Origin of the sequence: Streptomyces sp. NPDC052101 (assembly GCF_040680235.1) — a bacterium.
Taxonomy (GTDB): Bacteria; Actinomycetota; Actinomycetes; order Streptomycetales; family Streptomycetaceae; genus Streptomyces.
In genome coordinates, this window is record NZ_JBFAWH010000016.1 from 157,273 (window position 1) to 178,457 (window position 21,185).

Here is a 21,185-nt window from a genome sequence, read left to right on the forward strand (position 1 = left end):
TCAGCGGCCCCGGTCCCGGCGCCTCTCCTCCCGGCGCTCGCGCAGCAGTTCGTGCCGGGACTCCCTGCGCTCCAGCTTCTCCTGGCGGCGCTGCTCCTTCAGACGCTTCTGCTCGGCCCGTGTGACCTTGCGCTCCACACCGACCCCGCCCCAGAAGGCGAGCCCGCCGATGATCACCCGCGGAGCGCCCGGCTCGGCCGGTTCGTCGTCCCTCGGGTGCTCGAAGCCGCCCATGATGCCGATGCCCCGGACCACGACCTCGACCCCCGGCGGCACGATGACCTGCATCCCGCCCATGATCGCCACGCAGTTGATCTCGACCTCGCGGTCCGCGAAGTCCGCCTCCCGCAGATCGATCTCGCCGCCGCCCATGAGGGCGAAGCAGTTGAACCGCTTCGGCACCGTCCAGCGGCCCTTGCGCTCGAACCCCGACAGGATGGCGACCCCGCCCGTCGAGGACCCCTCGCCGCCGACGATCCGGCCGGCCCAACTCCCGTCCCGCGCAGGCTGCTTGGTGAAGGAGACGGGGGCCGGCGCCGCCGCCGCGCCGGCCGTCGGCAGATCACGGGTGAGCGGCGTCAGCTCGCCGTAGGTGCGCGCCTTGTACAGCGCCTCCAGGCGGTCCTCGAACTCCTCCATGTCGAGCCGGCCCTCGGCCAGAGCGTCCCTCAGTACCTCGGCGACCCGCTCACGGTCGGCGTCGGACGCCCGGAGGTCCGGACTTGCGTCGTCGGTCATGGCAGAAGCCTACGAGACCGCCTTCCCCGCGTACATCTTCGCGATGACGGCCTCGATGTCCGGCTCCCGCACCGACAGGTCCACCAGCGGATACTCCGCCGCCAGATGCGCGACGAGCGGCGCCGCCGACTGCCCCGCCGGGAACGCCAGCCACTGCCGCGGCCCCTCCACCCGCACCACCCGCGCCGACGGCACCTCGACCGGCGGCAGCTCCCGCTCCAGATCCACCACCAGCGTCCGCTCGCTCTCCCCGGCCTCGTGCAGCCCCGCGAGCGGACCGTCGTACATCAGCCGCCCATGGTCGATCACCATCACCCGTGAGCACAACTGCTCGATGTCCTGCAGATCGTGCGTGGTCAGCAGCACGGTCGTGCCCCGCTCGGCATTCAACTCCCGCAGGAACCCGCGCACCTTGGCCTTCGACACGACGTCCAGGCCGATCGTCGGCTCGTCCAGGTACAGCACCTCCGGGTCGTGCAGCAGGGCCGCCGCGATGTCCCCGCGCATCCGCTGCCCGAGCGAGAGCTGCCGTACCGGCACGTCCAACAGGGTGTCCAGCTCCAGGAGTTCGACACACCGGTCCAGGTTCTCGCGGTAACGGGCGTCCGGGATCCGGTACATACGGTGCGCGAGCCGGTAGGAGTCGATCAGCGGCAGGTCCCACCACAGGGTCGTACGCTGCCCGAACACCACCCCGATCCGGTGCGCGAGGCGCCTGCGCTCGCTCGACGGGTCGATGCCCGCCACCCGCACCCGTCCCGCGCTCGGCGTGAGAATCCCGGTCAGCATCTTGATCGTCGTCGATTTCCCCGCGCCGTTCGGCCCGATGTACCCGACCATCTCCCCGCGCGCCACGGTGAACGAGATCGAGTCCACCGCCCGTACCTCACGCCGCTGCCGTTTCAGGAACCCGGTCTTCCTGCGCACCGCGAAGACCTTCTCGACCTGCTCCAGCGTGATGAAGTCCGTTTTGAAGACCGTTTCGAGGTCAGTGTTGAAATCCGCGTCGAAGTCACTCACGCTCTAGCTCCCTGTGCTCCGGTACGAACGAAGTCCCGCCCGCCAGGCCAGCCCCGCCAGCGCGCAGCACGCCACCGCCACCAGCGGCGGTGTGAACGCCACCCACCGCGGCAGCCCCAGCGGATACGGCCGCCCCAGCACATAGGTCGCGGGCACCCAGTTGACGAAGGCCAGCGGCAGCATGAACGTGACCCCGCGCACCAGCTCCTTCGCGAACACCGTCGGCGGATACTGCAGCAGCGTCGTACCGCCGTAGGTGAACGCGTTCTGCACCTCCGAGGCGTCCTGCACCAGGAACTGGAAGGCCGCGCCCGCCACGAACACCGCGCAGAAGATCCCGCAGCCGCTCACCACCATCACCGGCATCAGCAGCAGCTTCAGCGGCGTCCAGTCGACATCCAGCCGGGACACCGCCCAGCCCAGCACCAGCAGGCCCTGCAGCACCCGCCCCAGCCGCCTCAGCGCGAACTGGTCGGCCGCCACCTGCGCCAGCACCGGCGCCGGGCGCACCAGCAGCGTGTCCAGCGTGCCGTCGCGCACCCGCCGCCCCAGCCGCTCCATCGACCCGATCACCAGGTCGGCCAGCCCGAAGGCCGCACCGGACAGGCCGTAGAGAAAGGCCATCTCGGGCAGCGACCAGCCGCCCAGGGCGTCCACCCGCGAGAACATCAGCAGGATCCCGACGAAGTCGAAGAAGGTCGTCGCGAAGCTGCCGAACGTGGTCATCAGGAACGAGGCGCGGTAGGCCATCGTGGACCGCACCCACATCCCGGCGATCATCAGATAGACCCGCGCCCCCTCCCGCACCCGGCCCCGCTCGAGGTGACTCACCTCACCCGGATCACCCACCCTGGACCACCACCCTGCGCGTCGCCGCCGACTGCACCAGCCGCCCCCCGCCCAGCAGCGCCACCGCCCACGCCCCCTGGAAGGCATACGTGCCCAGCGGGTCCGCGTGCCCCAGCAGGATCTGGGCCGGCGCCTGGAGCAGCGAGGACCAGGGCAGGGCCCGTACGACCTCGCCGAGCGCCCCCGGGAAGACGTTCAGCGGCAGCAGCATGCCCGAGCAGAAATAGCCGGCCAGCCATGCCATCTGCGTCACACCCATGCCGTCCAGGAGCCAGAACGCGCTCAGCGCCACCAGGTACCGGATCCCGAACCCGACGAGCATCGCCAGCAGCACGGCGACGAAGAAGGCGGCCCAGGTGCCCGCGTCCGTCGGCAGGTACACCGGAAAGCACAGGGCGCCGAAGGCGAAGGGCACCACTCCCCGCCCCAGCAACTGGAAGAACGCCCGGCCGAGATCCGTGGCGAGCCACCACAGCTGCAGGTCGGCGGGCCGATACAGATCGATCGCCACGTCCCCCGTACGGATGCGTTCCATCACCTCGTTCTCGACGCCACCGCCGCCGATCGCGAGCGTCGACAGGAGTGCCTGCCCCAGCCACACGTACGTCACGACCTGCGCCTGATCCCACCCGCCGAGGTGCGGCCGCTCGTCCCAGAGCGCGCGGTAGGTGTAGACGAGAATGAGTCCGAAGACCGTGTTGGTGAACACCCCTGCCGCAGTGGCGGCCCGATACGTCGCGTACCGTCTGAATCCCCCCGCCGCGACGGCCACGTACAACCGTCCCGCGCTCACACCAGTCCACCTCCCGGGACCGCTCGACACCGAAGCGCAGGAGCCTAGCCCTGAGGTCCGGCCGACGGCCACGCAATTTGTGCTCGAAGCGTGCCGGAATCCGGGAACGGAACGCCAGGTGCGAGAGTCTTCAAACCGGGGGCGCAGAAGCGTACGAGACGTACGGGAACGTACGACGCGAAAAACAGGAGTCCGTGCACGACATGAGCGACGAGCCGCAGCCGCAGCAGCCGACCGAGGGCGTGCCGCCGACAAAGCCGCTGCCGGCTGAAGGGCCCGGCGAGCCGACGCCGCCTGTGGAGGGCGAGCGCGCCGGGCGCGCCGGGAAGGCCGATCAGGGCGAGCGAGCCGGGCGTGCCGAGCGCGCGCAGAAGGCCGAGCAGGGCGGGCGGACCCGCCCGGCCGGGGCCGGCCGAACGGGTGACGGCCCCGCGTCCCAGGAGCAGCCGTCTCCGGCGGAGTCCTCGGCGCAGGCGGCCCCCGCGACTCCTGCGGACCGCTCGGCCCTGGACCGGACGGCCTCCATGGCCCGGGCCCGCCAGGCGGCCCGAGGCGGCCGCACGGAGCCCGGGACGACCGCGCCGAGCGGCGACACGGCCTCCGTCGGCGTCTCGGCGTCCGGTGAGGAGGCCTCGGGTTCCGGCCGGGGTTCGGCCTCCGGGTCCCGCGGGGCCGCGGGCACGGCTTCGGCCTCCGGCGGGGACGCGGCGACTCGCGGGGGCTCGGCGTCCGGCGGCCGCTCGGCTTCGGGTGGGTCGGCTGATCGTGGCGCGCCGGGTTCCGGTGGGCCGTCGGCGGGCGGCACGGGCACGGGTTCGGCTTCGGCGTCCGGTGAGGGCTCGGGTTCTGGTGGGCGTTCGGCGTCCGGTGACGGCTCGGTTTCGGGTGGGTCGGCCGGTCGTGGTGCGTCGGGTTCCGGTGGGTCGTCGGCCGGCATGGGTGCGGGTTCGGCGTCTGGTGCGTCGGCGGCGTCCGAGGGCTCTGGCAGGGGCTCGGCGTCCGGTGACGGCTCGGTTTCGGGTGGGTCGGCCGGTCGTGGTGCGTCGGGTTCCGGTGGGTCGTCGGCCGGCACGGGTGCGGGTTCGGCGTCCGGTGCTTCGGCGGTGTCCGAGGGCTCTGGCTCGGCGTCCGGTGACGGCTTGGGTTCCAGTGGGCGTTCGGGGGCCAGGCGGCGGCGTGACGGTTCCGGGGGCTCGCAGACCGCGGCTCACGGGGCCGGTTCCGGGCAGGGGCAGTCCGAGAGCACTCAGGTGCTCCGGCGGGTCACGGCGCCCCGAGGGGCTCAGGGGGACCAGGCCGGCACAGCGGCCGGGGCCGCCGCGGGCTCCGGTGAGGAGCAGGCGCCCGAGAGCACCCAGGTCCTGCGGCGGGTCAACGCACCCCGAGCCGCCGAGCCGGGCGACTCTCCGGCCGGTGAGCCCAGCGCCACCGGCCGTACCCCGAGTGCCCCGCGCACCCCTCGTACCACCGGTCCCGGTGCGAACCGCGCCGCCCGGGCCGCCGGTCTGGCCGCCGCCGTGGGCGCGGCCGGAGCGGCCGCCGGCCAGGCGTCCCAGGCAGGCCCCGCCGGTGGCGCGGGCGCGGCGAGCGCTGCCGGCCCCCGCCGCACCTCTCGCGGCTCCGCCCAGGGCGCCGAGCAGGAGGCCGGTCTCCTCGCGGCCGCCTCCGGCGGCGGGCAGCCCGGCGGTGGCGACGGCGGTGACGGGAGCGGCGGCAAGGGCAAGAAGCCGAAGCGGCCCAAGCGGACCGGGTGGCGCAGGCTCATTCCCACCTGGCGCATGGTGCTCGGCACCTTCATCATCGGCGTGATGCTGATCATCGGGCTCTTCTTCCTCGGCTACTCGATGGTCAACATCCCGCCGGCCAACGCCCTCGCCACCAAGCAGAGCAACGTCTACCTCTACGCCGACGGCTCGCAGCTCGCCCGCGACGGCGACATCAACCGCGAGAACGTGAGCCTCGCCCAGGTCTCCAAGGACGCCCAGCACGCCGTACTGGCCGCCGAGGACCGCGACTTCTACTCCGAGTCGGCCGTCGACCCGAAGGCGATGCTGCGCGCCGCCTGGAACACCGCGACCGGCAAGGGCAAGCAGTCCGGCTCGACGATCACCCAGCAGTACGTGAAGAACTACTACCTGGCCCAGGAGCAGACGGTCACCCGCAAGGCCAAGGAGTTCTTCATCTCGATCAAGCTGGACCAGCAGAAGTCCAAGGACGAGATCTTCGAGGGCTACCTCAACACCAGCTTCTTCGGCCGCAACGCCTACGGCATCCAGGCCGCCGCCCAGGCCTACTACGGCGTGGACGCCAAGGACCTGGACCCGGCCCGCGCCGCCTACCTCGCCGCGCTCGTCAACGCGCCCAGCGAGTACGACGTCGTGGCCCACCCCGAGAACAAGTCCGCGGCCGTCGCCCGCTGGAACTACGTCCTCGACGGCATGGTGAAGAAGGGCTGGCTCGACGAGTCCAAGCGCGCCGGCCTGAAGTTCCCGATGCCGAAGGAGCAGACGGTCTCCACCGGCCTGTCCGGCCAGCGCGGCTATTTCGTGCGGGCGGTCAACGACTACCTGACCAAGAACAACATCGTCGACCCCGACCAGCTCGCGGCCGGCGGCTACCGCATCACCACCACCATCCAGAAGGACAAGCAGAACGCCTTCGTCAAGGCGGTGAACGACCAGCTGATCTCCAAGCTGGACAAGAAGAACAACAAGGCGGACAACTACGTCCGGGCCGGCGGCGCCTCCGTCGATCCGAAGACCGGCAAGGTCGTCGCCATGTACGGCGGCATCGACTACGTGAAGCAGTACACCAACGGCGCGACCCGCGGTGACTTCCAGGTCGGCTCGACGTTCAAGCCGTTCGTGTTCACCTCGGCGGTGCAGAACGGCTCGACCACCCAGGACGGCCGCCCCATCACCCCGAACACCATGTACGACGGCACCAACGAGCGCCCCGTACAGGGCTGGAGCGGCGGCGGCTACGCCCCGCAGAACGAGGACCAGAAGTCGTACGGCCAGATCGACGTCACCAAGGCGACCGACCTGTCCGTGAACGCCGTCTACGCGCAGATGGCCGTCGACGTCGGCCCGTCCAAGGTCAAGCAGACCGCGATCGACCTCGGTATCCCGTCCGGCACCCCGGACCTCCAGCCGTACCCGTCGATCGCCCTCGGCACCGCCACCGCCAGCGTGCTGGACATGGCGGAGGGCTACGCCACGCTCGCCAACCACGGCAAGCACGGCACGTACACCATGATCGAGAAGATCACCAAGGACGGCACGGACGAGATCAAGCTGCCCGAGCAGCCGGTCCAGGAGGCCGTCAGCCGGGAGGCCGCCGACACGACCACGTCGATCCTGCAGAGCGTGGTCGACAACGGCACCGCCACCGCCGCGCAGGCCGCGGACCGCCCGGCGGCCGGCAAGACCGGTACGGCCGAGAACGACACCGCCGCCTGGTTCGCGGGCTACACCCCCGACCTGGCCACGGTGGTCTCCGTGATGGGCCAGGACCCGGTGACGGCCAAGCACATGGGGCTGTACGGCGCCCTCGGCCAGCCCCGGATGAACGGCGGCGGCCCGCCGACCGAGATCTGGGCCCAGTACACGCACGACGCGCTGCAGAACACGTCGCCCTCCGACTTCGACCTCCAGCTGGAGCAGGGCGCCGACGAGCCGCAGCCGCCGAGTGCGACCGGCTCGGCCCAGCCGGGTACCACCGCCCCGGGCAAGGGCAGTCCGACCGCCAGTCCGACCGGCGGCGGTGCGACCATGAGCCCGGCCGGCGGCGCCACCGGCACCCCCACCACCGGCGGCGGAACGACCACCGGAGGCACCCCCACCACCGGCGGCACCACCACGACCACCGGCGGCGGCACCACCACCGGGGGCGGCACGACGGGCGGGGGCAACACCACCGGCGGCGGCACGACCGGCGGGGGCACGACCGCCGGGGACGCCACCGGGGGAGAGCCGACCACGGGTGGCGCCACCAACGGCGGTGGAGGTACGACAGGCACGGCCGCCGGCGACGGCGGCGGCCCCGTCACCTGACGTACGACGCCCGATGCCCGACGCCTGCTGCCCACTGCCGACTGCTCAGTGACTGCTGGTCGCCTTCAGCCCCACCACGGCGACCAGCAGCAGACAGACGAAGAAGATCCGGGCGGCGGTGACCGGCTCACCCAGCACCACCATGCCGAGCACCGCCGCACCGGCCGCCCCGATACCGACCCACACGCCGTAGGCGGTACCGATGGGCAGGGACTTCGCGGCATACGACAGCAGGACCATGCTGGCCACGATCCCGGCGCCGGTGAACACACTGGGCACCAGCCGGGTGAAGCCGTCCGTGTACTTCATCCCGATCGACCAGCCGACCTCCAGCAGACCGGCGACGATCAGCAGAACCCAGGCCATGACAGCACCTCCGGAAGACATCTCTGAACGGGGGTGCGTCGTCTTTTCCTGGGGGTCGGGGATCCCGGTACGGCGCGTCTCGTCGGGCTGACCGCTTTCGAACATAGCAAAGGAAACGCAAAAGGGGCCGGTGACGATCGTCACCGGCCCCTTTTGCGAGACGGACTCAGAGATACAGCCCCGTGGAGTCCTCCGAGCCCTCGAAGCGGTCCGCGGCCACGGCGTGCAGATCCCGCTCACGCATGAGCACGTACGCCACGCCCCGCACCTCGACCTCGGCCCGGTCCTCCGGGTCGTACAGGACACGGTCGCCGGGCTCCACGGTCCGTACGTTCTGGCCGACCGCGACGACCGCGGCCCAGGCCAGCCGCCGTCCGACCGCCGCGGTGGCGGGAATCAGGATGCCGCCCCCCGACCGCCGCTCGCCCTCGCCGGTGTCCTGCTTGACCAGAACCCGGTCATGCAGCATCCGGATGGGGAGCTTGTCGTGATGGGGGGTGCTGTGCTCGTCTCTGTTGGGGCTCACGCCTCGAACCTACCTGTCTTCGCCCGGCCCGTACGCGTCCGGGTCAGCCCTTGCGCCGCCGGGAGCCCACGGCGAACAGCCCGACGACACCGACGGCGAGCAGCGCGACCGGCACGACCCGCTCCAGCCGCAGGGCGCCCTCGTCGTCGACGAACTGTGCCCTGACCTCACTCACCACCCGGTTGACCTGCACATACGCCCGGCCGACGGTGTGGTCGACCTTGGCGACGACCTGCGCCTTGGCGTCCCCGACGATCGTCTTCGGATGCACCCGCACCCCGATCTCGTCGAGCGTCTCGGCCAGCACTTCACGGCGGCGCTTGATGTCCGCCTCGATCTGCGCCGGGGTTCTGGTGTCCGACGTGTCCGCCACCGTACGGCCTCCGAAGTCTGTGATGCTGTCCCGGACAGTCTGTCAGCTCCGGCCCGCACCGCACCGCAAGGCCCCCCGGTTACGCTGGCCCGATGAGCGAGCGACTCCAGCCGGGGGACGTGGCCCCCGCCTTCACCCTCCCCGACGCCGACGGCAACGAGGTGTCCCTGTCCGCCCACAAGGGCCGCAAGGTCATCGTCTACTTCTACCCGGCCGCCCTGACTCCCGGCTGCACCAAGCAGGCCTGCGACTTCACGGACAACCTGGAGCTGCTGGCCGGCGCCGGCTACGACGTCATCGGCATCTCCCCGGACAGCCCCGAGAAGCTGGCGAAGTTCCGCGAGAAGGAATCCCTGGGGATCACCCTCCTCGCCGACCCGGAGAAGCAGGTCACCGAGGCCTACGGCGCCTACGGCGAGAAGAAGAACTACGGCAAGACCTATCTGGGCGTCATCCGCTCCACGATCGTCGTCGACGAGGAGGGCAAGGTCGAACGGGCCCTCTACAACGTCCGCGCCACCGGCCACGTGGCCAAGATCATCAAGGATCTGGGTATCTGACCGGCAAGGCCCCCTGCCCGGCCGCTAGCATGGCCGGGCAGTACCACGCGGCCGTGGTGGAATTGGCAGTCACGCTGGGTTTAGGTCCCAGTGGGGTAACTCCCGTGAGGGTTCGAGTCCCTCCGGCCGCACCAGAGTTCAGCCGAGCAGTTCCCGCACCACCGGCACCAACGCCCGGAACGCCTTGCCTCGATGGCTGATCGCGTTCTTCTCCCCGGGGCTCAGCTCGGCGCACGTCCGCGTCTCGCCCTCCGGCTGGAGGATCGGGTCGTAGCCGAAGCCGTTCGTGCCGGTCGGCGCGTGTCGGAGCACACCCCGCAGCCGGCCCTCGACCACCCGTTCCGTGCCGTCCGGCAGCGCCAGGACCGCCGCGCACGCGAAGTGCGCCCCTCGGTGTTCGTCGGGGACGTCGCAGAGCTGGGCGAGGAGGAGGTCCAGGTTGGCCCGGTCGTCACCGTGCCGGCCGGACCAGCGGGCCGAGAAGATGCCCGGGGCGCCGCCCAGGACGTCGACACACAGGCCCGAGTCGTCGGCGACGGCCGGAAGGCCGGTGGCCTGCGCGAGCGCGTGCGCCTTCAGCAGGGCGTTCTCGGCGAAGGTGACGCCGGTCTCCTTGACGTCGGGGACGTCCGGGTAGGCGTCCGCGCCGACGAGTTCATGGGGGAGTCCGGCGTCGGCCAGGATGGCCCTCAGCTCGGTGATCTTTCCGGCGTTGCGGGTGGCGAGGATCAAGCGGGTCATGCCCGCCAGTATTCCTCGCCCCGTCTCTAGAGTTCCGCCCGGCCCGCGCCGCCCAGCGTGCTCAGGTCGAACACCGCGGCCATCCTGGCGAAGCCCGGGTCGCTGGGGTGCAGATGGTCGCCCGAGTCGTAGTCGGGGCGGAGACGGCGTGGGTCGTAGGGGTCGCGGAGTGCCTTGTCGAAGTCGACCACCGCGTCGTACACCCCGCCCGCCCGGATCCGCGCGTCGACCTCCTGGCGTACGGTCTCCCGGGCCGCCGTCCAGCCGCGGTGGCCCCGGAAGGGCATCAGCGTGGCGCCGACGACCTTCAGCCCGCGGGCGTGCGCCTCGCGGACCAGGGTGCGCAGGCCGGCGATGATCTGGTTCGGGTCGGCGAGCCCGGGGTTGCGCAGGATGTCGTTGACGCCGAGGTCGATGACGACGACCTTGACGTTCGGGTGGGAGAGCGCGTCGCGGTCGAAGCGGCCGAGGCCGCTCTGGTTCTCGGCGGGCCGGCCGAGCCCGTCGGCGAGGACCTGGTTGCCGCTGATGCCCTCGTTCACGACGCTGTAGCGCGGCACCCGCCGCCCGCCCTCGACCGCGGTGCGCAGCCGGCCCGCGAGGAGGTCCGGCCAGCGGTGGTTGGTGCCGGTGGTGGACGTTATCCCGTCGGTGATGGAGTCGCCGAAGGCGACGACGGTGCCGGCGGCCTCGTTGCTGAGCACGTCCAGGCTCGTCAAGTAGCGCCAGTACGGCGTCTGTTCGGTGTACGGCGTGCCCGTCGCGTCCTCGGTGCGGTCGCCGGCGGCGACGTAGGAGATCTGCCGGGCGTGCGGATGGTAGGTGACCGGGCCGGACGGGGCGGGGGAGTAGGTGGTGACCAGCACGTCGCTGTCGTGCGGGACGGCGAGGCGCACGGCGTCGCTGACGACCTGTTCGCCGGCCGGGACGACCACGCTGGTGGCGCCGTTGAAGGTGAGGCGGCGCATCGACTCCGGGTCGGCCGCGGCGGTGCCGTCGCCCGCGGACAGCGCGATGGAGGCGTGGGTGAGGGTCAGCGGAGTCTGGCCGTAGAGATTGGACAGCGTGATCCGTGCGCTCGTGCCGCCGGTGCCCGCGTGGACGACATTGCGCACCGAGTGGCCCGCGAGGCCCTGCTGCTCGGTGCCGGGCTCGCCGCCGACCGGGGAGGTGGACCAGGCGCCGACCCAGGTGCCGGTCGAGGCGGGGGCGGCGGAGGAACCGTGGTGGGGGCGGTCGTCGGTGAGCGCGCCGCGCGAGGCGCCGTGGTCGGCCGCGACGGCGAGGTAGATGGCGGCGGACACGGCGACGACCAGTGCGACGAGCGCACTCAGTACCGCATGGCCCTGTCGCTTGGTCACGCTGTTGTTGTTCTCCTCGGGGATGGGAGCTCCTCGGGGATGGGAGCCCGAGGCTCCGATCTTGATGAGCCCATGATGCGTCATGGGTCGGGGAGACCTGGCAGGGCCCTGCCCGATCCTCCGCTCGGACCGACGCCGGGAACTCTTGTTCCGTTCCGGGAGTCGGTCAGGAAGGGACAATTGTGTGCGGGATCACCGAGGGATCATCGAACGGGTGGAGCTGATGGAACCGACCGAGACCGAGACCGAGGCGGTGCCGGCGCCGGCACGGGCGCGGGGCGTGTCGTACAAGACCATGACGGCCTTCACCCCGGCCGACGAGGAGCGCCGGCGCGGGGTGCGCCGTATGAAGCTGACGGCGACGGGCCTGCTGCTGTTCGTGGCGCTGGTCTACGTCCTGGCCAGGCTCGCCGCGCACGAGGGCGCCGGGCCGTGGGCGGGCTATGTGGCCGCGGCGGCGGAGGCGGGCATGGTCGGCGCGCTGGCGGACTGGTTCGCGGTCACCGCGCTCTTCCGGCACCCCCTCGGCCTGCCCATCCCGCACACCGCGATCATCCCCACCAAGAAGGACCAACTGGGCGTCTCGCTCGGCGAGTTCGTCGGCGAGAACTTCCTCTCCCGGGACGTCGTACGGCAACGGCTGCGCGCGGTCGGCATCGGCAGCAGGCTCGGGGCCTGGCTGGCCGAGCCGGAGCACGCGGACCGGGTGACGGCGGAACTGGCCACCGCGCTGCGCGGCGCGCTGACGGTGCTCAGGGACTCGGACGTGCAGGCGGTCGTGACCGAGGCCGTCACCCGGCGGGCGAACATCCAGGAGATCGCCCCGGGCATCGGCAAGATGCTGGAGGGCATCGTCGCCGACGGCGGGCACCGGCGGGTGGTGGACCTGGTGGTGACCCGTGCGCACGACTGGCTGGTGCTGCACCGGGACGACGTGATGGTCGCCGTGGAGGGCGGCGCGCCCGGCTGGACCCCGCGGTTCGTGGACCGGAGGGTCGGCGAGCGCGTCTACAAGGAGCTGCTGCGCTTCTGCGCCGAGATGCGGGACATGCCCACCCATCCGGCACGCGGCGCGCTGGACCGCTTCCTCACCGACTTCGCCTCCGACCTGCAGTCCGACACCGACACCAGGGCGCGGGTTGAGCGGCTCAAGGGCGAGGTGCTGGGCCGCGGCGAGGTGCAGGACCTGATCGCGTCCGCCTGGACGGCCGTACGGTCCATGATCGTGGCGGCGGCCGAGGACGAGCGCAGCGAGCTGCGGCTGCGGGTGCGGGCCGCGCTGCTGTCCCTCGGGGCGCGGATGGCGACCGAGCCGAAGATGCAGGAGAAGGTCGACAGCTGGGTCGAGGGCGCGGCGGTGCACGTCGTGACGACGTACCGCAAGGAGATCACCTCGCTGATCACCGACACCGTGGCGAGCTGGGACGCCGAGCACACCACCCGGAAGATCGAGGCCCACATCGGCCGCGACCTCCAGTTCATCCGGATCAATGGCACGGTGGTCGGATCACTGGCGGGACTGCTGATCTATGTGGTGACGCGGACGCTGGGCGCCTGAGTGACTCCGCGGTGCGGGGGCGTGCCTCTCATGCCCCTGTGGTGGATCCGGGCCGCACGATCATCAGAACGGTCACGGCGGCCCACAACAGGTTGAACACCCCGGTGACCATGGCGAGCCGCGCGGGGTCCGCGCCCCGGCCCTCCACCAGCGCGCTCTGGAAGGGCAGCACCAGCGCGCCGAGCACGACGGCGGCGAGGGCGGTGAGCACGATCGACGCGATCAGCCAGGCACTGCCGAGCACGCCCATCTCGCTCGCGGTGGCGAACCCGAAGACCGGGACGACGACACCGACAGCGGCGTACACCTGGCAGATCCGGTGCAGCAGACGCAGGGTCCCGGCGGCGCTCAAGTCCTCCGGCGCGGCGAGAAGCCGGCGCGCGACGGGCGGGAACATGCTGGCGGCGACGGTCACAGGACCTACGGCGACGATGGCGGCGAGGACGTGCACGGCGAGGAGGAACTTGGTCACGCGGCGACGGTAGACGGCGACGTGATCTTGCGACAGCGGCGGGAATGCCAGGGTTCGACGGATTCCCGCCAGCGGAGGGGGAGGGGCGAGGGGTGATGCAGTGGACGGGTGCCACTTGGCAAGCGTGGTGAGTGGTGTCGGCGGCATCCCGTCGCAGACACGTCGTAGATCGTCGTAGGCGTGACGTCCCGGACCCGTCGTAGACCGTCGTAGCCCTGAAGTCCCGGACCCGTCGTAGACCTAAAATCCCGCCATGCACACCGTGGCCGTACTGGCGCTGGACGGCGTCGTCCCGTTCGACCTGTCCGCGCCCATCGACACCTTCGGCTGGGCACGCCTGCCGGACGGCCGGGAGCAGTACCGGGTGCGGGTGTGCTCGGTGCGCGAGGAGGTGGGCGCGGGCGCCTTCACGGTGCGGGCGCCGTACGGCCTGGACGCGCTCGCGGAGGCGGACACGATCATCCTGCCGGGCGTGGCGGAACCGCCGGAGGAACTGCCACCGGGGGTCGGTGAGGCGCTGCGCTCGGCGGCGGCGCAGGGCACCCGGATCGCGTCGATCTGCGTGGGCGCGTTCCTCTTCGCGGCGACGGGCCTGCTGGACGGCCTGCGTGCGACGACGCACTGGTACGCGGCGGGCCGGCTGGCGGAGCTGTACCCGAGGGTGACGGTCGACCCGAACGTCCTCTACGTCGACAACGGCCAGTTCCTGACCTCGGCGGGCGCGGCGGCGGCGCTGGACATGTGCCTGCACATGATCCGCAAGGACTTCGGCTCGGCGGTCGCCGCGCACGCGGCCCGGATGTCCGTGATGCCGCTGGAACGGGAGGGCGGGCAGGCCCAGTTCATCGTCCACGACCTGCCCCCGGCGCCTTCGGGCGCCACCCTGGAGCCCTTGCTGCACTGGCTGGAAGACCACTGCGGCCGCGATCTGACGGTGGACCAGATCGCGGCCCGGGCGGGCATGAGCACCCGCACCCTCAACCGCCGCTTCCGCGAACAGACCGGCACGACTCCCCTGCGGTGGCTGCACCGCGCCCGGGTACGGCGGGCCCAGCATCTGCTGGAGACGACGCCGTACCCCGTGGAACGTATCGCGACCCAGGCGGGCTTCGGCTCACCCACGGCCTTCCGCGAACGCTTCCGCAGGGTGGTGGGGACGAGCCCGCAGGCGTACCGGAGGGCGTTCAGGGCGGGGGCACTGTGACAGGGTCGCGGTGACCGAGGTGTCGTGACCGAGGTGACCGGGGAGTTGTGACCGGGGTGCTGCAGCGGGGGTGCTGCAGCCGGGGTGGCTGCAGCCGGGGTCCGCTCAGGCCTTTCGGTCGGCGACGGCCCAGGAGGCGAGAGCGACGGCGCCGGCGACACCGAGGACGGACGGCCAGGCGCCGATCTTCTTCGCCAGCGGGTGGGACCCGGCGAACGCGGCGACGTATGTGGCCGTGAGCGCACCCGCGGCCTTCCCGCCGGCCTGCTTGCGCCACTGCTGCGCGGCAGCGGCCCCGGCGACGGCCAGCACGGCCCCACCCAGCTGCCGCTTCTTGGTCCAACGGGCAACGCCATACCCGCCGACGAGCCCGGTAGCGGCAACAACCGCGCTGGGAACCCTGGCCATGAGCGCCTCCTAGTGTCCCTTATATCTCTATATCTCAATGTCTTATGACTGGGTTGAGGCTAACGGGCAGGTCGGTAGGCGATTCAAACCTGAGTCGAGGTGTGTCAAGTTTCCATGGGGCCTGCCACCTGCCCGGGAAAGCCTGCCCGGGAAAGCCGAGAAGCCCCCCGTTGCTGGGGGGCTTCGGATCGGCGGCGGGCGAGCCGGCCGGCCCACCGGATGCCTGGCCGGCCGCCGCTGTCCGCCGTGAAGGGGTGCGGGCCGGCCTCTTATCCGACGCCGTTGCTGCAGCCCATGGTCGAGCCGATGTGGGTGCTCTGTGCGCCCGGGTCGCCTTCGCCGTTGAGCGCGTTGCCCAGTGCGCCGTTGAGGATCCCGAGTTCACCGATGACGTCGACGTTGAGGTCGTGCGACCGGCAGTTGGAGCTCTGCATGGCGCTGGTGCCGCCCCCGCCCCCCTCGCCGCCGGCGTAGGCGGTACCCGAGGCCAGCAGTCCGACGCTGCCGAGGGCCGCGACCAGAACTGCGGTATTCCGAAGCTTGTGCATGTCATCTCCAAGATGTGGGTGCGGATACGGTCGGTGACGGATCGACCGCTTGCGGTCATGGAGATTAGTGGGAAAATACCGCATAGCTAACAGCGGCACGCCGGTAATGTGATCACATAGCGGCAGTAATGTGACATCACTACGAGTCGACGCGGACATGATTTCCGCCCACTAATTCCCGTCCAGGCGGATCGCCGAGCCATCGCCCGCGGCGCGGCCACCGGACCGTCGGCCCACCGCCCTTCGATCGCCCCCCTGCAAGAAGTGCGACGCGGCAGAGCGCTGCGTCACTCACTCGCCGGGAGCGATGCCGCGCTAATGCCGGCGTTCTTCCTCTCGCACGCCCACTGACCGGAGCGAAACCACCTGATTCCCGGTCCGATTTCCGCGGAACCCGACCCGGCGGCGATCCGCACCGAGGGCCGGCCCCGACCAAGCCGAGAAGCCCCCCGTTGCTGGAGGGCTTCGTCGGCTGCGCTTTCGTTCACCGGGGGGATGCGGGCCACAGGAGGGCAAGGCCTGCATCCCCCGTGTCGGCGGTGGGCGAGCCGACCGGCCCACCGGACGCCTGGCCGGCCGCCGCTGTCCGCCGCTGTCCGCCGTAAAGAAATACGGACGAACCTCTTACCAGGCGCTGCTGTTGCAGCCCATGGTCGAGCCGAGGTGGCTGGACTGCGCGCCCGGGTCGCCTTCGCCGTTGAGCGCGTTGCCCAGAACGCCGTTGAGGATCCCGACCTCGCCGAGGACGTCGACGTTGAGGTCGTGCGACCGGCAATTCGCGCTCTGCAGGACGCTGTTGCCCCCGCCGCCCCCACCGCCGGCGTAGGCAGTGCCGGAAGCCAGGAACCCTACGCTGCCGAGGGCGGCGACCAGAACGGCGGTCTTGTGAAGCTTGTGCATGTCATCTCCAAGATGTGCGTGTGGACACGGTCCGTGACGGATTGACCGCTTGCGGTTGTGGAGATTAGTGGGAAAATACCGCCTGACTAACAGCGGCACGCCGGTATTGTGATCGCATAGCGGCAAGTAATTTGATATCACCGCAAGTCGAAGCGGGCGCGGGATCCGCCCGCGAATTCCCGCCATGGCGAATCGGTCGAGCCATCAACTGCGCCGCGCTCAGGGGCTCGACGCCCCATCACCGCGCGCACAAGCAGCACGCCACCGTTAAGGGGCGCACCACTCGCCTGGGGTAATTCCCGCAGAATTATCATCCAGTACGAGAAATTCGCGACCATCGCGCGGGCTTCTTCCTCCCGGACGACCACTGCCTCGAATGAAAGGTCCACTCGGCACTGTGACGGCTCGCTTCGAGAGGTCGGCCGCACTGCGTGCGCTGGGGCGGCATCTGCCAGGCCACGACGGTCAGTGCCTGGAGACGTTCACGGAACTCACGAACTGATGGGACGGACTTGTGCGGTTCGAGCCGTGCGGAGAACTCCTTCAAGCGGTTCACAGTCCGTACGGAGCCGACTTCGTCTCTCTCCTTGTTCGACGGGACACGTAAGCTCGGGCCTCGCACGGTTCGGAGAACACGTCACCACCGCGAGCGACAGGTATGAGGGGCGTTCGAGGTAGAACCCGAGCGCTACATCCTCACCTGAACTCAGTTTTGTAGCAGCGGAGTTGACCTGTACCGCAGGATCGAAGAATTTGCGCTCCCATTCAGAGGCGAGCCGGGGCGCGTACTCGGCCACGCGCGCCCCGAGCCAGGCAGCCGCGTCCTTGGCCTCGTCCCAAGTGCCACGAACCAAGGACCGCTGTTTGACGAGCCAATACGCCGTCTCCAGGGGAGGAAGGTCCACGATCGGGAACTCCGCTGCGACTTCCCGATAGCGTTGGATCAGCTCCGGCTTACATCCGGCCGGTGGCGGCTCGGGATGCGGGGGCCGCCGTAGGGCTTCCTGGTCGAACCGCTGTTTCGCCCCCACCCATAGATAGCCGTGGTGATGCACCAGTCGTTCCGTCCCGCGTCGAAGATCAAGGGGGACCGGTCCCGGGCTTCCTGCCGGAGCCCGGGACCGGCCAGGGGAGGATCAGACGGACAGTCCGAACCTCGTCGGCTCGATGCCGGCCACGGCCAGCTCCTCCGTCGTGAACCGCAGCGGCTTCATGTCCGGCCGCTTGCTGTCACCCAGCGCCCAGGCGTCGTCGCCGATCCGTGCAAGGGTCACGCACCCTTCGGTGCAGGGCCCTCCACACGCCTTCGCGAAGGAGGCCCCGCTGATGTCGAGCCCGTACAGCTTGGTTCCGTCCTGCATCACTGCACCTTCCTGCTCAACTGATCGCGGCCATGACCGACCGCCGCCGCCCTGACGGGCGGGAGTTCATAGGGGGTTCAAGGGGGGATCGAAGCGGGTGCCTCAGCGTCTGGAGCCCTTGCCGCGCCCGTCGCAGCGCTGACACTCACACGGCGGCCACTCGGCGGTGATCAGGGGCGGAAGGTCATCGGCGGCGAACACCGCGTGCTCGGGCCCCCAGGTCTTCCCGGAGTCCTGCGAGACGCGAATGGTCATGAGCGGGCTACCTGAAAAGAGCCCGAATTCCCTCTCATGCTTGCGAGCATCCGCCATCGATCCTCCCCGGTTTTCGTGACGCTCACATAGTTCACCGAAGAGTGCGCGATGCCGAGGAATATTCTCGTTGTCTACTAAAGATCAACGATAAAGGCTCGCCCATTCTTGAAGAAGGGTTCGGGCCGCGCCTCCGAACTGGGCCTTCTGCTCGTACTGCTTGAAAAGTTCAAGATGTTCGGCAATGTCACGAGAGTCGCGGAAGACGGTCCGTCCAGTGAAGGTCTCGACCGTGGCAAGCCTGTCTTCATAGACCGTGAAAGTGTTCATGGGGCCACGGCTTATGATCGTCCCAAGGGGTATGAGCCCCATCCGTATGTTGGGGAGATGTGACAGCGAAGTCAGGCGATCGATTTGTACGGCCATGGCGGGCGGAGGGACGACGGCCCAGCGCACAGCCTGCTCGGTGATCAGGAAGGTGAAGCACTTGGTGGTGTCGTAGAGCACGGCCTGCCGTTCCAACTTCCGTGCCACCGTCTTCGAGGTGTCTCCTGGCGAGTACTCGAGACTGGCGCGGATGTATTCGGGTGTGGCCAACAGCCCAGTGATCATTGCAGGCAGGAAATAACGAAGTTCCTTGGCTTCAGTCTCCAGGCCGGCCAACTCCGCCTGGCGCTTCTCCAGGCCACGTCGAAATGACGATCGGATCGGTTCCCACGCGGTGTTCGCCAGCCGAGCCAGCGACGTTATTTCGGCAACCAGTTGCTTGGGGGCTTCGACCGCCCGCAGGATGAGCTCGACATCGACAAGGTTCGGCGTAATCTCGGCAGTCTCGATCTTGCTGATCTTGGACTGCGACATATTGCAACGCAAGGCGAGCCGGACTTGGGACAGTCCGGCTCGCTTGCGCATTGTTCGCAGTGTCTCAGCTAGGTCGGCCTTCGACTGCCCCAGCTGCTCAGGATCAAGCGCCAAGGCCCTTCACGTACTCCTCAAAGGGCACCGATTCCGTGAGGGCGATGCGCTGGTACTCCTGGTACGGCACCGGGTCGCCTTCGTACACTTCCCGGTTGATCTGAGTCCCGTCCGGCTCGTAGTTCATGAGCACGACTCGAGAGCGGTCGAACATCCAGAAGTCCTGAACGCCGTCGAGGGGGTTGGGACGGTCGGACACGTCGAGGATGCGGATCGCCTCACCGGCTTCGACGTTGTGGCGGTAGTGCTCGAACTCGAAGCGCAGGTAGTCCGAGAGGGGCTGCGCGACGACGTGCACTCGCCCAACGCTGCGGCCGTTCGCCACGTATGCCTTGACCCGATCAAACCAAGGCTGTGTCGCTTCACGCGTCACCGGCTCACCGGCCAGGAATCGGCGCACGGCCTCTTCCTCCTGCGGCACTCGGTAGACGGGCAGAGTTTCCAGACGCCACGCCTCTCTTTGCATGGCGTCGAACGCCCTCCGCCATTCCTCACCAGCCAAGAGCATGGACAGCCTCCCTCAGGACCGCCTCCGGGATCTCCACGAGCGCTTCGCCCTCCGGCGGGTCGAAGGCACGCGACAAGTTCCCTTGGACCACGATTGACCCCGAGCCGGTCCGGTACACGTTGGGGCAGTCGTCGCCCCCGCACTGGCCGTTCCCGTTCCCGTTGCCGGTCAGCCGAGTCAGATCTCCACGCGTCATTGTTCCCCCTGTGCGTCGGGCAGGGTCGCTCCCTGTCTCCAGGACGACGCTAGGGCTGCTGGGCGGAGGGCGTCCATGACGCCACGGGAATATTCTTGTAGTGGGGTAGTTGATCTAGCGGTGGGGTGTGACTGTTCGTCTCGTGAGCAGCTGACTATCGAGGTACATAGTCCCACCGGTACGCAGACCCCGAGGGGGTGTCCGGACGTCAGCGCACTTCCAAATCGCCTCGCTTCAGAGCGTCCGTGAAGGCCAGCCAGGCCTGAGCCTGGACGGATATCACGGGCTCGCGGTCACGCTTCGAATCACACACGAGCGTGCGATCCCCGACACGCGCGCACTCCACGCACTCAGTCCCACTGCCGCCGCTGTAGGACGACGTGAACCACTGGTACGTCGAGGATGCTGTCATCAGGGCTCCTTGCTTATGCGGTCGACCGTCTCGGCTGAGGACTCGAGATCGAGTGCCTGGGCGCTGAGGTACTCGAACGCCAACCTATAGCGCTCCAGCTCTGGTTGCTTCTCCATGAAGAGCCCACCCCCGATCAGATCCACGTACACGACGTCCAAGTCCCGCCTGGGGCCACGCAGGACAGCGAAGCTGCCAACTGCCGCTGCGTGCGCCCCTGATGAGAACGGCAGCACTTGGACGGTCACGAGAGGGCGTTGCGACATCGTGAGTAGATGCTGAAGCTGCTCGCGCATGACATCGCGGCCGCCCACCTGGCGTCGTAGCGCTGCCTCATCGATGACGCACCAGAGATGGGGTGGATCAGCTCGCTCGAGCAGCTCTTGGCGTTTCATGCGGATGTCGACCATATGCTGGACTTCCCGCTCGAGGCACTGCACCTCTGAGGCCCGGTGTACAGCTTCGGCGTAGGCGCGTGTCTGGAGGAGTCCGGGGATGTACATGCACGCGAAGTGGTCTTCGCGTACGACCTCGTCCTCAAGCGTGAGCATGAGGTTCATGGACTCAGGAATCGGATCTGCGAGCGACCTCCACCAGCCCTGGATCTTGGCACCCTTTGCGAGCTCAACAAGGGCCAAGCGCTCCTCGTCTGGCGCGCCATACTCGCGGCAAAGTGCGTCAACCGCAGGCCACTTGACCGTACCCTCCTTCGTCTCGTAGCGACTGAGAGTTGCCTTGGAAATGCCTACACGCGCCCCTGCCTCCTCGAGGGTCAGGCCCTTGAGTTCACGAAGTCGGCGCAGGTCAGCGCCCAGTTGGCGACGACGAGTCGTGGGTCCGACTGGCATGTGGTGAGCCCTTCCTGTTGATCCATCAGGTGGTCCTGGCGTGTCCGTCGCGACGGCAAGACGGCGTGCGCTGGGGGCGCACAGTCATGGTCGCGCTCCGATCCTCGCGATATGGGAGTTCCATTTTGAGAGTTCCAATGCAACTCTGAGTGTGTGCTTCATTG

At 69.4% G+C, this 21,185-nt stretch carries 25 protein-coding genes, 1 tRNA gene, 2 pseudogenes and 1 riboswitch; of the genes and pseudogenes, 5 read left to right on the plus strand and 23 right to left on the minus strand.

The features are described from left to right. The 5 genes from AB0L75_RS27300 to AB0L75_RS27320 all read right to left on the minus strand — a co-directional run bounded on the left by AB0L75_RS27300 (position 1) and on the right by AB0L75_RS27320 (position 4,082). Complete coding sequence (locus AB0L75_RS27300; RefSeq protein ID WP_365185700.1) at positions 1-738, minus strand: DUF1707 domain-containing protein; 738 nt, start codon at positions 736-738, stop codon at positions 1-3. A 9-nt stretch (positions 739-747) separates the two neighbouring features. After that, positions 748-1,758 (minus strand): ATP-binding cassette domain-containing protein, encoded by a 1,011-nt coding sequence (locus AB0L75_RS27305; RefSeq protein WP_365185703.1) that lies wholly within the window; start codon positions 1,756-1,758, stop codon positions 748-750. A gap of 3 nt (positions 1,759-1,761) precedes the next feature. After that, positions 1,762-2,538 (minus strand): ABC transporter permease, encoded by a 777-nt coding sequence (locus AB0L75_RS27310; RefSeq protein WP_365185898.1) that lies wholly within the window; start codon positions 2,536-2,538, stop codon positions 1,762-1,764. A 61-nt stretch (positions 2,539-2,599) separates the two neighbouring features. Beyond that, complete coding sequence (locus tag AB0L75_RS27315) at positions 2,600-3,400, minus strand: ABC-2 family transporter protein (protein WP_365185706.1); 801 nt, start codon at positions 3,398-3,400, stop codon at positions 2,600-2,602. Positions 3,401-3,734: 334 nt separating this feature from the next. Continuing rightward, a complete protein-coding gene (locus AB0L75_RS27320; RefSeq protein ID WP_365185709.1) occupies positions 3,735-4,082 on the minus strand; it encodes a hypothetical protein in 348 nt (115 codons plus the stop codon). 568 nt (positions 4,083-4,650) lie between these two features. Between AB0L75_RS27320 and AB0L75_RS27325 the strand changes: the two genes are divergently transcribed. Continuing rightward, positions 4,651-7,455 carry a transglycosylase domain-containing protein gene (locus tag AB0L75_RS27325; protein WP_365185712.1) on the plus strand — a complete coding sequence of 935 codons (2,805 nt, stop codon included), beginning with the start codon at positions 4,651-4,653 and terminating at the stop codon, positions 7,453-7,455. A gap of 45 nt (positions 7,456-7,500) precedes the next feature. On the opposite strand, the gene AB0L75_RS27330 is transcribed toward AB0L75_RS27325, so the two are convergent. The 3 genes from AB0L75_RS27330 to AB0L75_RS27340 all read right to left on the minus strand — a co-directional run bounded on the left by AB0L75_RS27330 (position 7,501) and on the right by AB0L75_RS27340 (position 8,720). Further along, entirely contained in the window at positions 7,501-7,821 is a 321-nt protein-coding gene (locus tag AB0L75_RS27330; RefSeq protein ID WP_365185715.1) for a multidrug efflux SMR transporter, read from the minus strand. 32 nt (positions 7,822-7,853) lie between these two features. Next, a riboswitch (guanidine-III (ykkC-III) riboswitch) is annotated at positions 7,854-7,929 on the minus strand. A gap of 58 nt (positions 7,930-7,987) precedes the next feature. Further along, on the minus strand, positions 7,988-8,347 hold the full coding sequence (locus tag AB0L75_RS27335) for a co-chaperone GroES (RefSeq protein WP_365185718.1): 360 nt from the start codon (positions 8,345-8,347) through the stop codon (positions 7,988-7,990). Between the two features lie 43 nt (positions 8,348-8,390). Beyond that, positions 8,391-8,720 carry a DUF3618 domain-containing protein gene (locus tag AB0L75_RS27340; protein WP_365185720.1) on the minus strand — a complete coding sequence of 110 codons (330 nt, stop codon included), beginning with the start codon at positions 8,718-8,720 and terminating at the stop codon, positions 8,391-8,393. 92 nt (positions 8,721-8,812) lie between these two features. Between AB0L75_RS27340 and bcp the strand changes: the two genes are divergently transcribed. Both bcp and AB0L75_RS27350 read left to right on the plus strand, forming a co-directional pair. Then, a complete protein-coding gene (bcp, locus tag AB0L75_RS27345) occupies positions 8,813-9,280 on the plus strand; it encodes a thioredoxin-dependent thiol peroxidase (protein ID WP_365185723.1) in 468 nt (155 codons plus the stop codon). A 47-nt stretch (positions 9,281-9,327) separates the two neighbouring features. Then, a tRNA-Leu gene (locus AB0L75_RS27350) sits at positions 9,328-9,414 on the plus strand. A 4-nt stretch (positions 9,415-9,418) separates the two neighbouring features. Here AB0L75_RS27350 and rdgB read toward each other — a convergent pair. Beyond that, entirely contained in the window at positions 9,419-10,021 is a 603-nt protein-coding gene (rdgB, locus tag AB0L75_RS27355; protein ID WP_365185726.1) for an RdgB/HAM1 family non-canonical purine NTP pyrophosphatase, read from the minus strand. 26 nt (positions 10,022-10,047) lie between these two features. Continuing rightward, positions 10,048-11,382: an SGNH/GDSL hydrolase family protein gene (locus tag AB0L75_RS27360; protein WP_365185728.1), complete on the minus strand. Its 1,335-nt coding sequence runs from the start codon at positions 11,380-11,382 to the stop codon at positions 10,048-10,050. 295 nt (positions 11,383-11,677) lie between these two features. Here AB0L75_RS27360 and AB0L75_RS27365 point away from each other — a divergent pair, with 295 nt between their 5' ends. After that, positions 11,678-12,940 (plus strand): DUF445 domain-containing protein, encoded by a 1,263-nt coding sequence (locus tag AB0L75_RS27365; RefSeq protein ID WP_365185900.1) that lies wholly within the window; start codon positions 11,678-11,680, stop codon positions 12,938-12,940. 28 nt (positions 12,941-12,968) lie between these two features. On the opposite strand, the gene AB0L75_RS27370 is transcribed toward AB0L75_RS27365, so the two are convergent. Beyond that, complete coding sequence (locus AB0L75_RS27370; protein WP_365185730.1) at positions 12,969-13,412, minus strand: hypothetical protein; 444 nt, start codon at positions 13,410-13,412, stop codon at positions 12,969-12,971. A 253-nt stretch (positions 13,413-13,665) separates the two neighbouring features. On the opposite strand from AB0L75_RS27370, the gene AB0L75_RS27375 reads away from it, so the two are divergent. Then, positions 13,666-14,616, plus strand: a complete 951-nt coding sequence (locus tag AB0L75_RS27375) for a helix-turn-helix domain-containing protein (protein WP_365185732.1) — start codon at positions 13,666-13,668, stop codon at positions 14,614-14,616. Positions 14,617-14,721: 105 nt separating this feature from the next. Here AB0L75_RS27375 and AB0L75_RS27380 read toward each other — a convergent pair whose 3' ends face one another. The 12 genes and pseudogenes from AB0L75_RS27380 to AB0L75_RS27435 all read right to left on the minus strand — a co-directional run bounded on the left by AB0L75_RS27380 (position 14,722) and on the right by AB0L75_RS27435 (position 21,021). Further along, positions 14,722-15,024 carry a hypothetical protein gene (locus tag AB0L75_RS27380; protein ID WP_365185735.1) on the minus strand — a complete coding sequence of 101 codons (303 nt, stop codon included), beginning with the start codon at positions 15,022-15,024 and terminating at the stop codon, positions 14,722-14,724. A 269-nt stretch (positions 15,025-15,293) separates the two neighbouring features. Then, positions 15,294-15,572, minus strand: coding sequence for a hypothetical protein (locus AB0L75_RS27385; protein WP_365185738.1), 279 nt, complete (start codon positions 15,570-15,572; stop codon positions 15,294-15,296). A gap of 624 nt (positions 15,573-16,196) precedes the next feature. After that, the gene (locus AB0L75_RS27390; protein WP_365185740.1) at positions 16,197-16,472 is read right to left on the minus strand and encodes a hypothetical protein; all 276 of its coding nucleotides are present in this window, start codon (positions 16,470-16,472) and stop codon (positions 16,197-16,199) included. Positions 16,473-16,932: 460 nt separating this feature from the next. Further along, a pseudogene (locus AB0L75_RS27395) lies at positions 16,933-17,052 on the minus strand (transcriptional regulator); the annotation flags it as partial. 13 nt (positions 17,053-17,065) lie between these two features. Then, positions 17,066-17,527: pseudogene (locus AB0L75_RS27400) on the minus strand (hypothetical protein); the annotation flags it as partial. Positions 17,528-17,608: 81 nt separating this feature from the next. Further along, positions 17,609-17,833, minus strand: a complete 225-nt coding sequence (locus tag AB0L75_RS27405) for a DUF397 domain-containing protein (protein WP_365185743.1) — start codon at positions 17,831-17,833, stop codon at positions 17,609-17,611. A gap of 102 nt (positions 17,834-17,935) precedes the next feature. Continuing rightward, a complete protein-coding gene (locus AB0L75_RS27410) occupies positions 17,936-18,088 on the minus strand; it encodes a hypothetical protein (protein WP_365185744.1) in 153 nt (50 codons plus the stop codon). A 141-nt stretch (positions 18,089-18,229) separates the two neighbouring features. Continuing rightward, positions 18,230-19,060, minus strand: coding sequence for a helix-turn-helix transcriptional regulator (locus AB0L75_RS27415; protein WP_365185747.1), 831 nt, complete (start codon positions 19,058-19,060; stop codon positions 18,230-18,232). Beyond that, on the minus strand, positions 19,050-19,568 hold the full coding sequence (locus tag AB0L75_RS27420; RefSeq protein WP_365185749.1) for a DUF6879 family protein: 519 nt from the start codon (positions 19,566-19,568) through the stop codon (positions 19,050-19,052). The genes AB0L75_RS27415 and AB0L75_RS27420 overlap by 11 nt, the downstream gene beginning before the upstream one ends. Further along, positions 19,552-19,764, minus strand: coding sequence for a hypothetical protein (locus tag AB0L75_RS27425; protein WP_365185752.1), 213 nt, complete (start codon positions 19,762-19,764; stop codon positions 19,552-19,554). Before AB0L75_RS27425 ends, AB0L75_RS27420 begins: the two co-directional genes overlap by 17 nt. A gap of 208 nt (positions 19,765-19,972) precedes the next feature. Further along, positions 19,973-20,176 (minus strand): DUF397 domain-containing protein, encoded by a 204-nt coding sequence (locus tag AB0L75_RS27430; protein ID WP_365185755.1) that lies wholly within the window; start codon positions 20,174-20,176, stop codon positions 19,973-19,975. Beyond that, positions 20,176-21,021 carry a helix-turn-helix transcriptional regulator gene (locus AB0L75_RS27435; RefSeq protein WP_365185757.1) on the minus strand — a complete coding sequence of 282 codons (846 nt, stop codon included), beginning with the start codon at positions 21,019-21,021 and terminating at the stop codon, positions 20,176-20,178. The genes AB0L75_RS27430 and AB0L75_RS27435 overlap by 1 nt, the downstream gene beginning before the upstream one ends. Between the last annotated feature and the right edge of the window lie 164 nt (positions 21,022-21,185).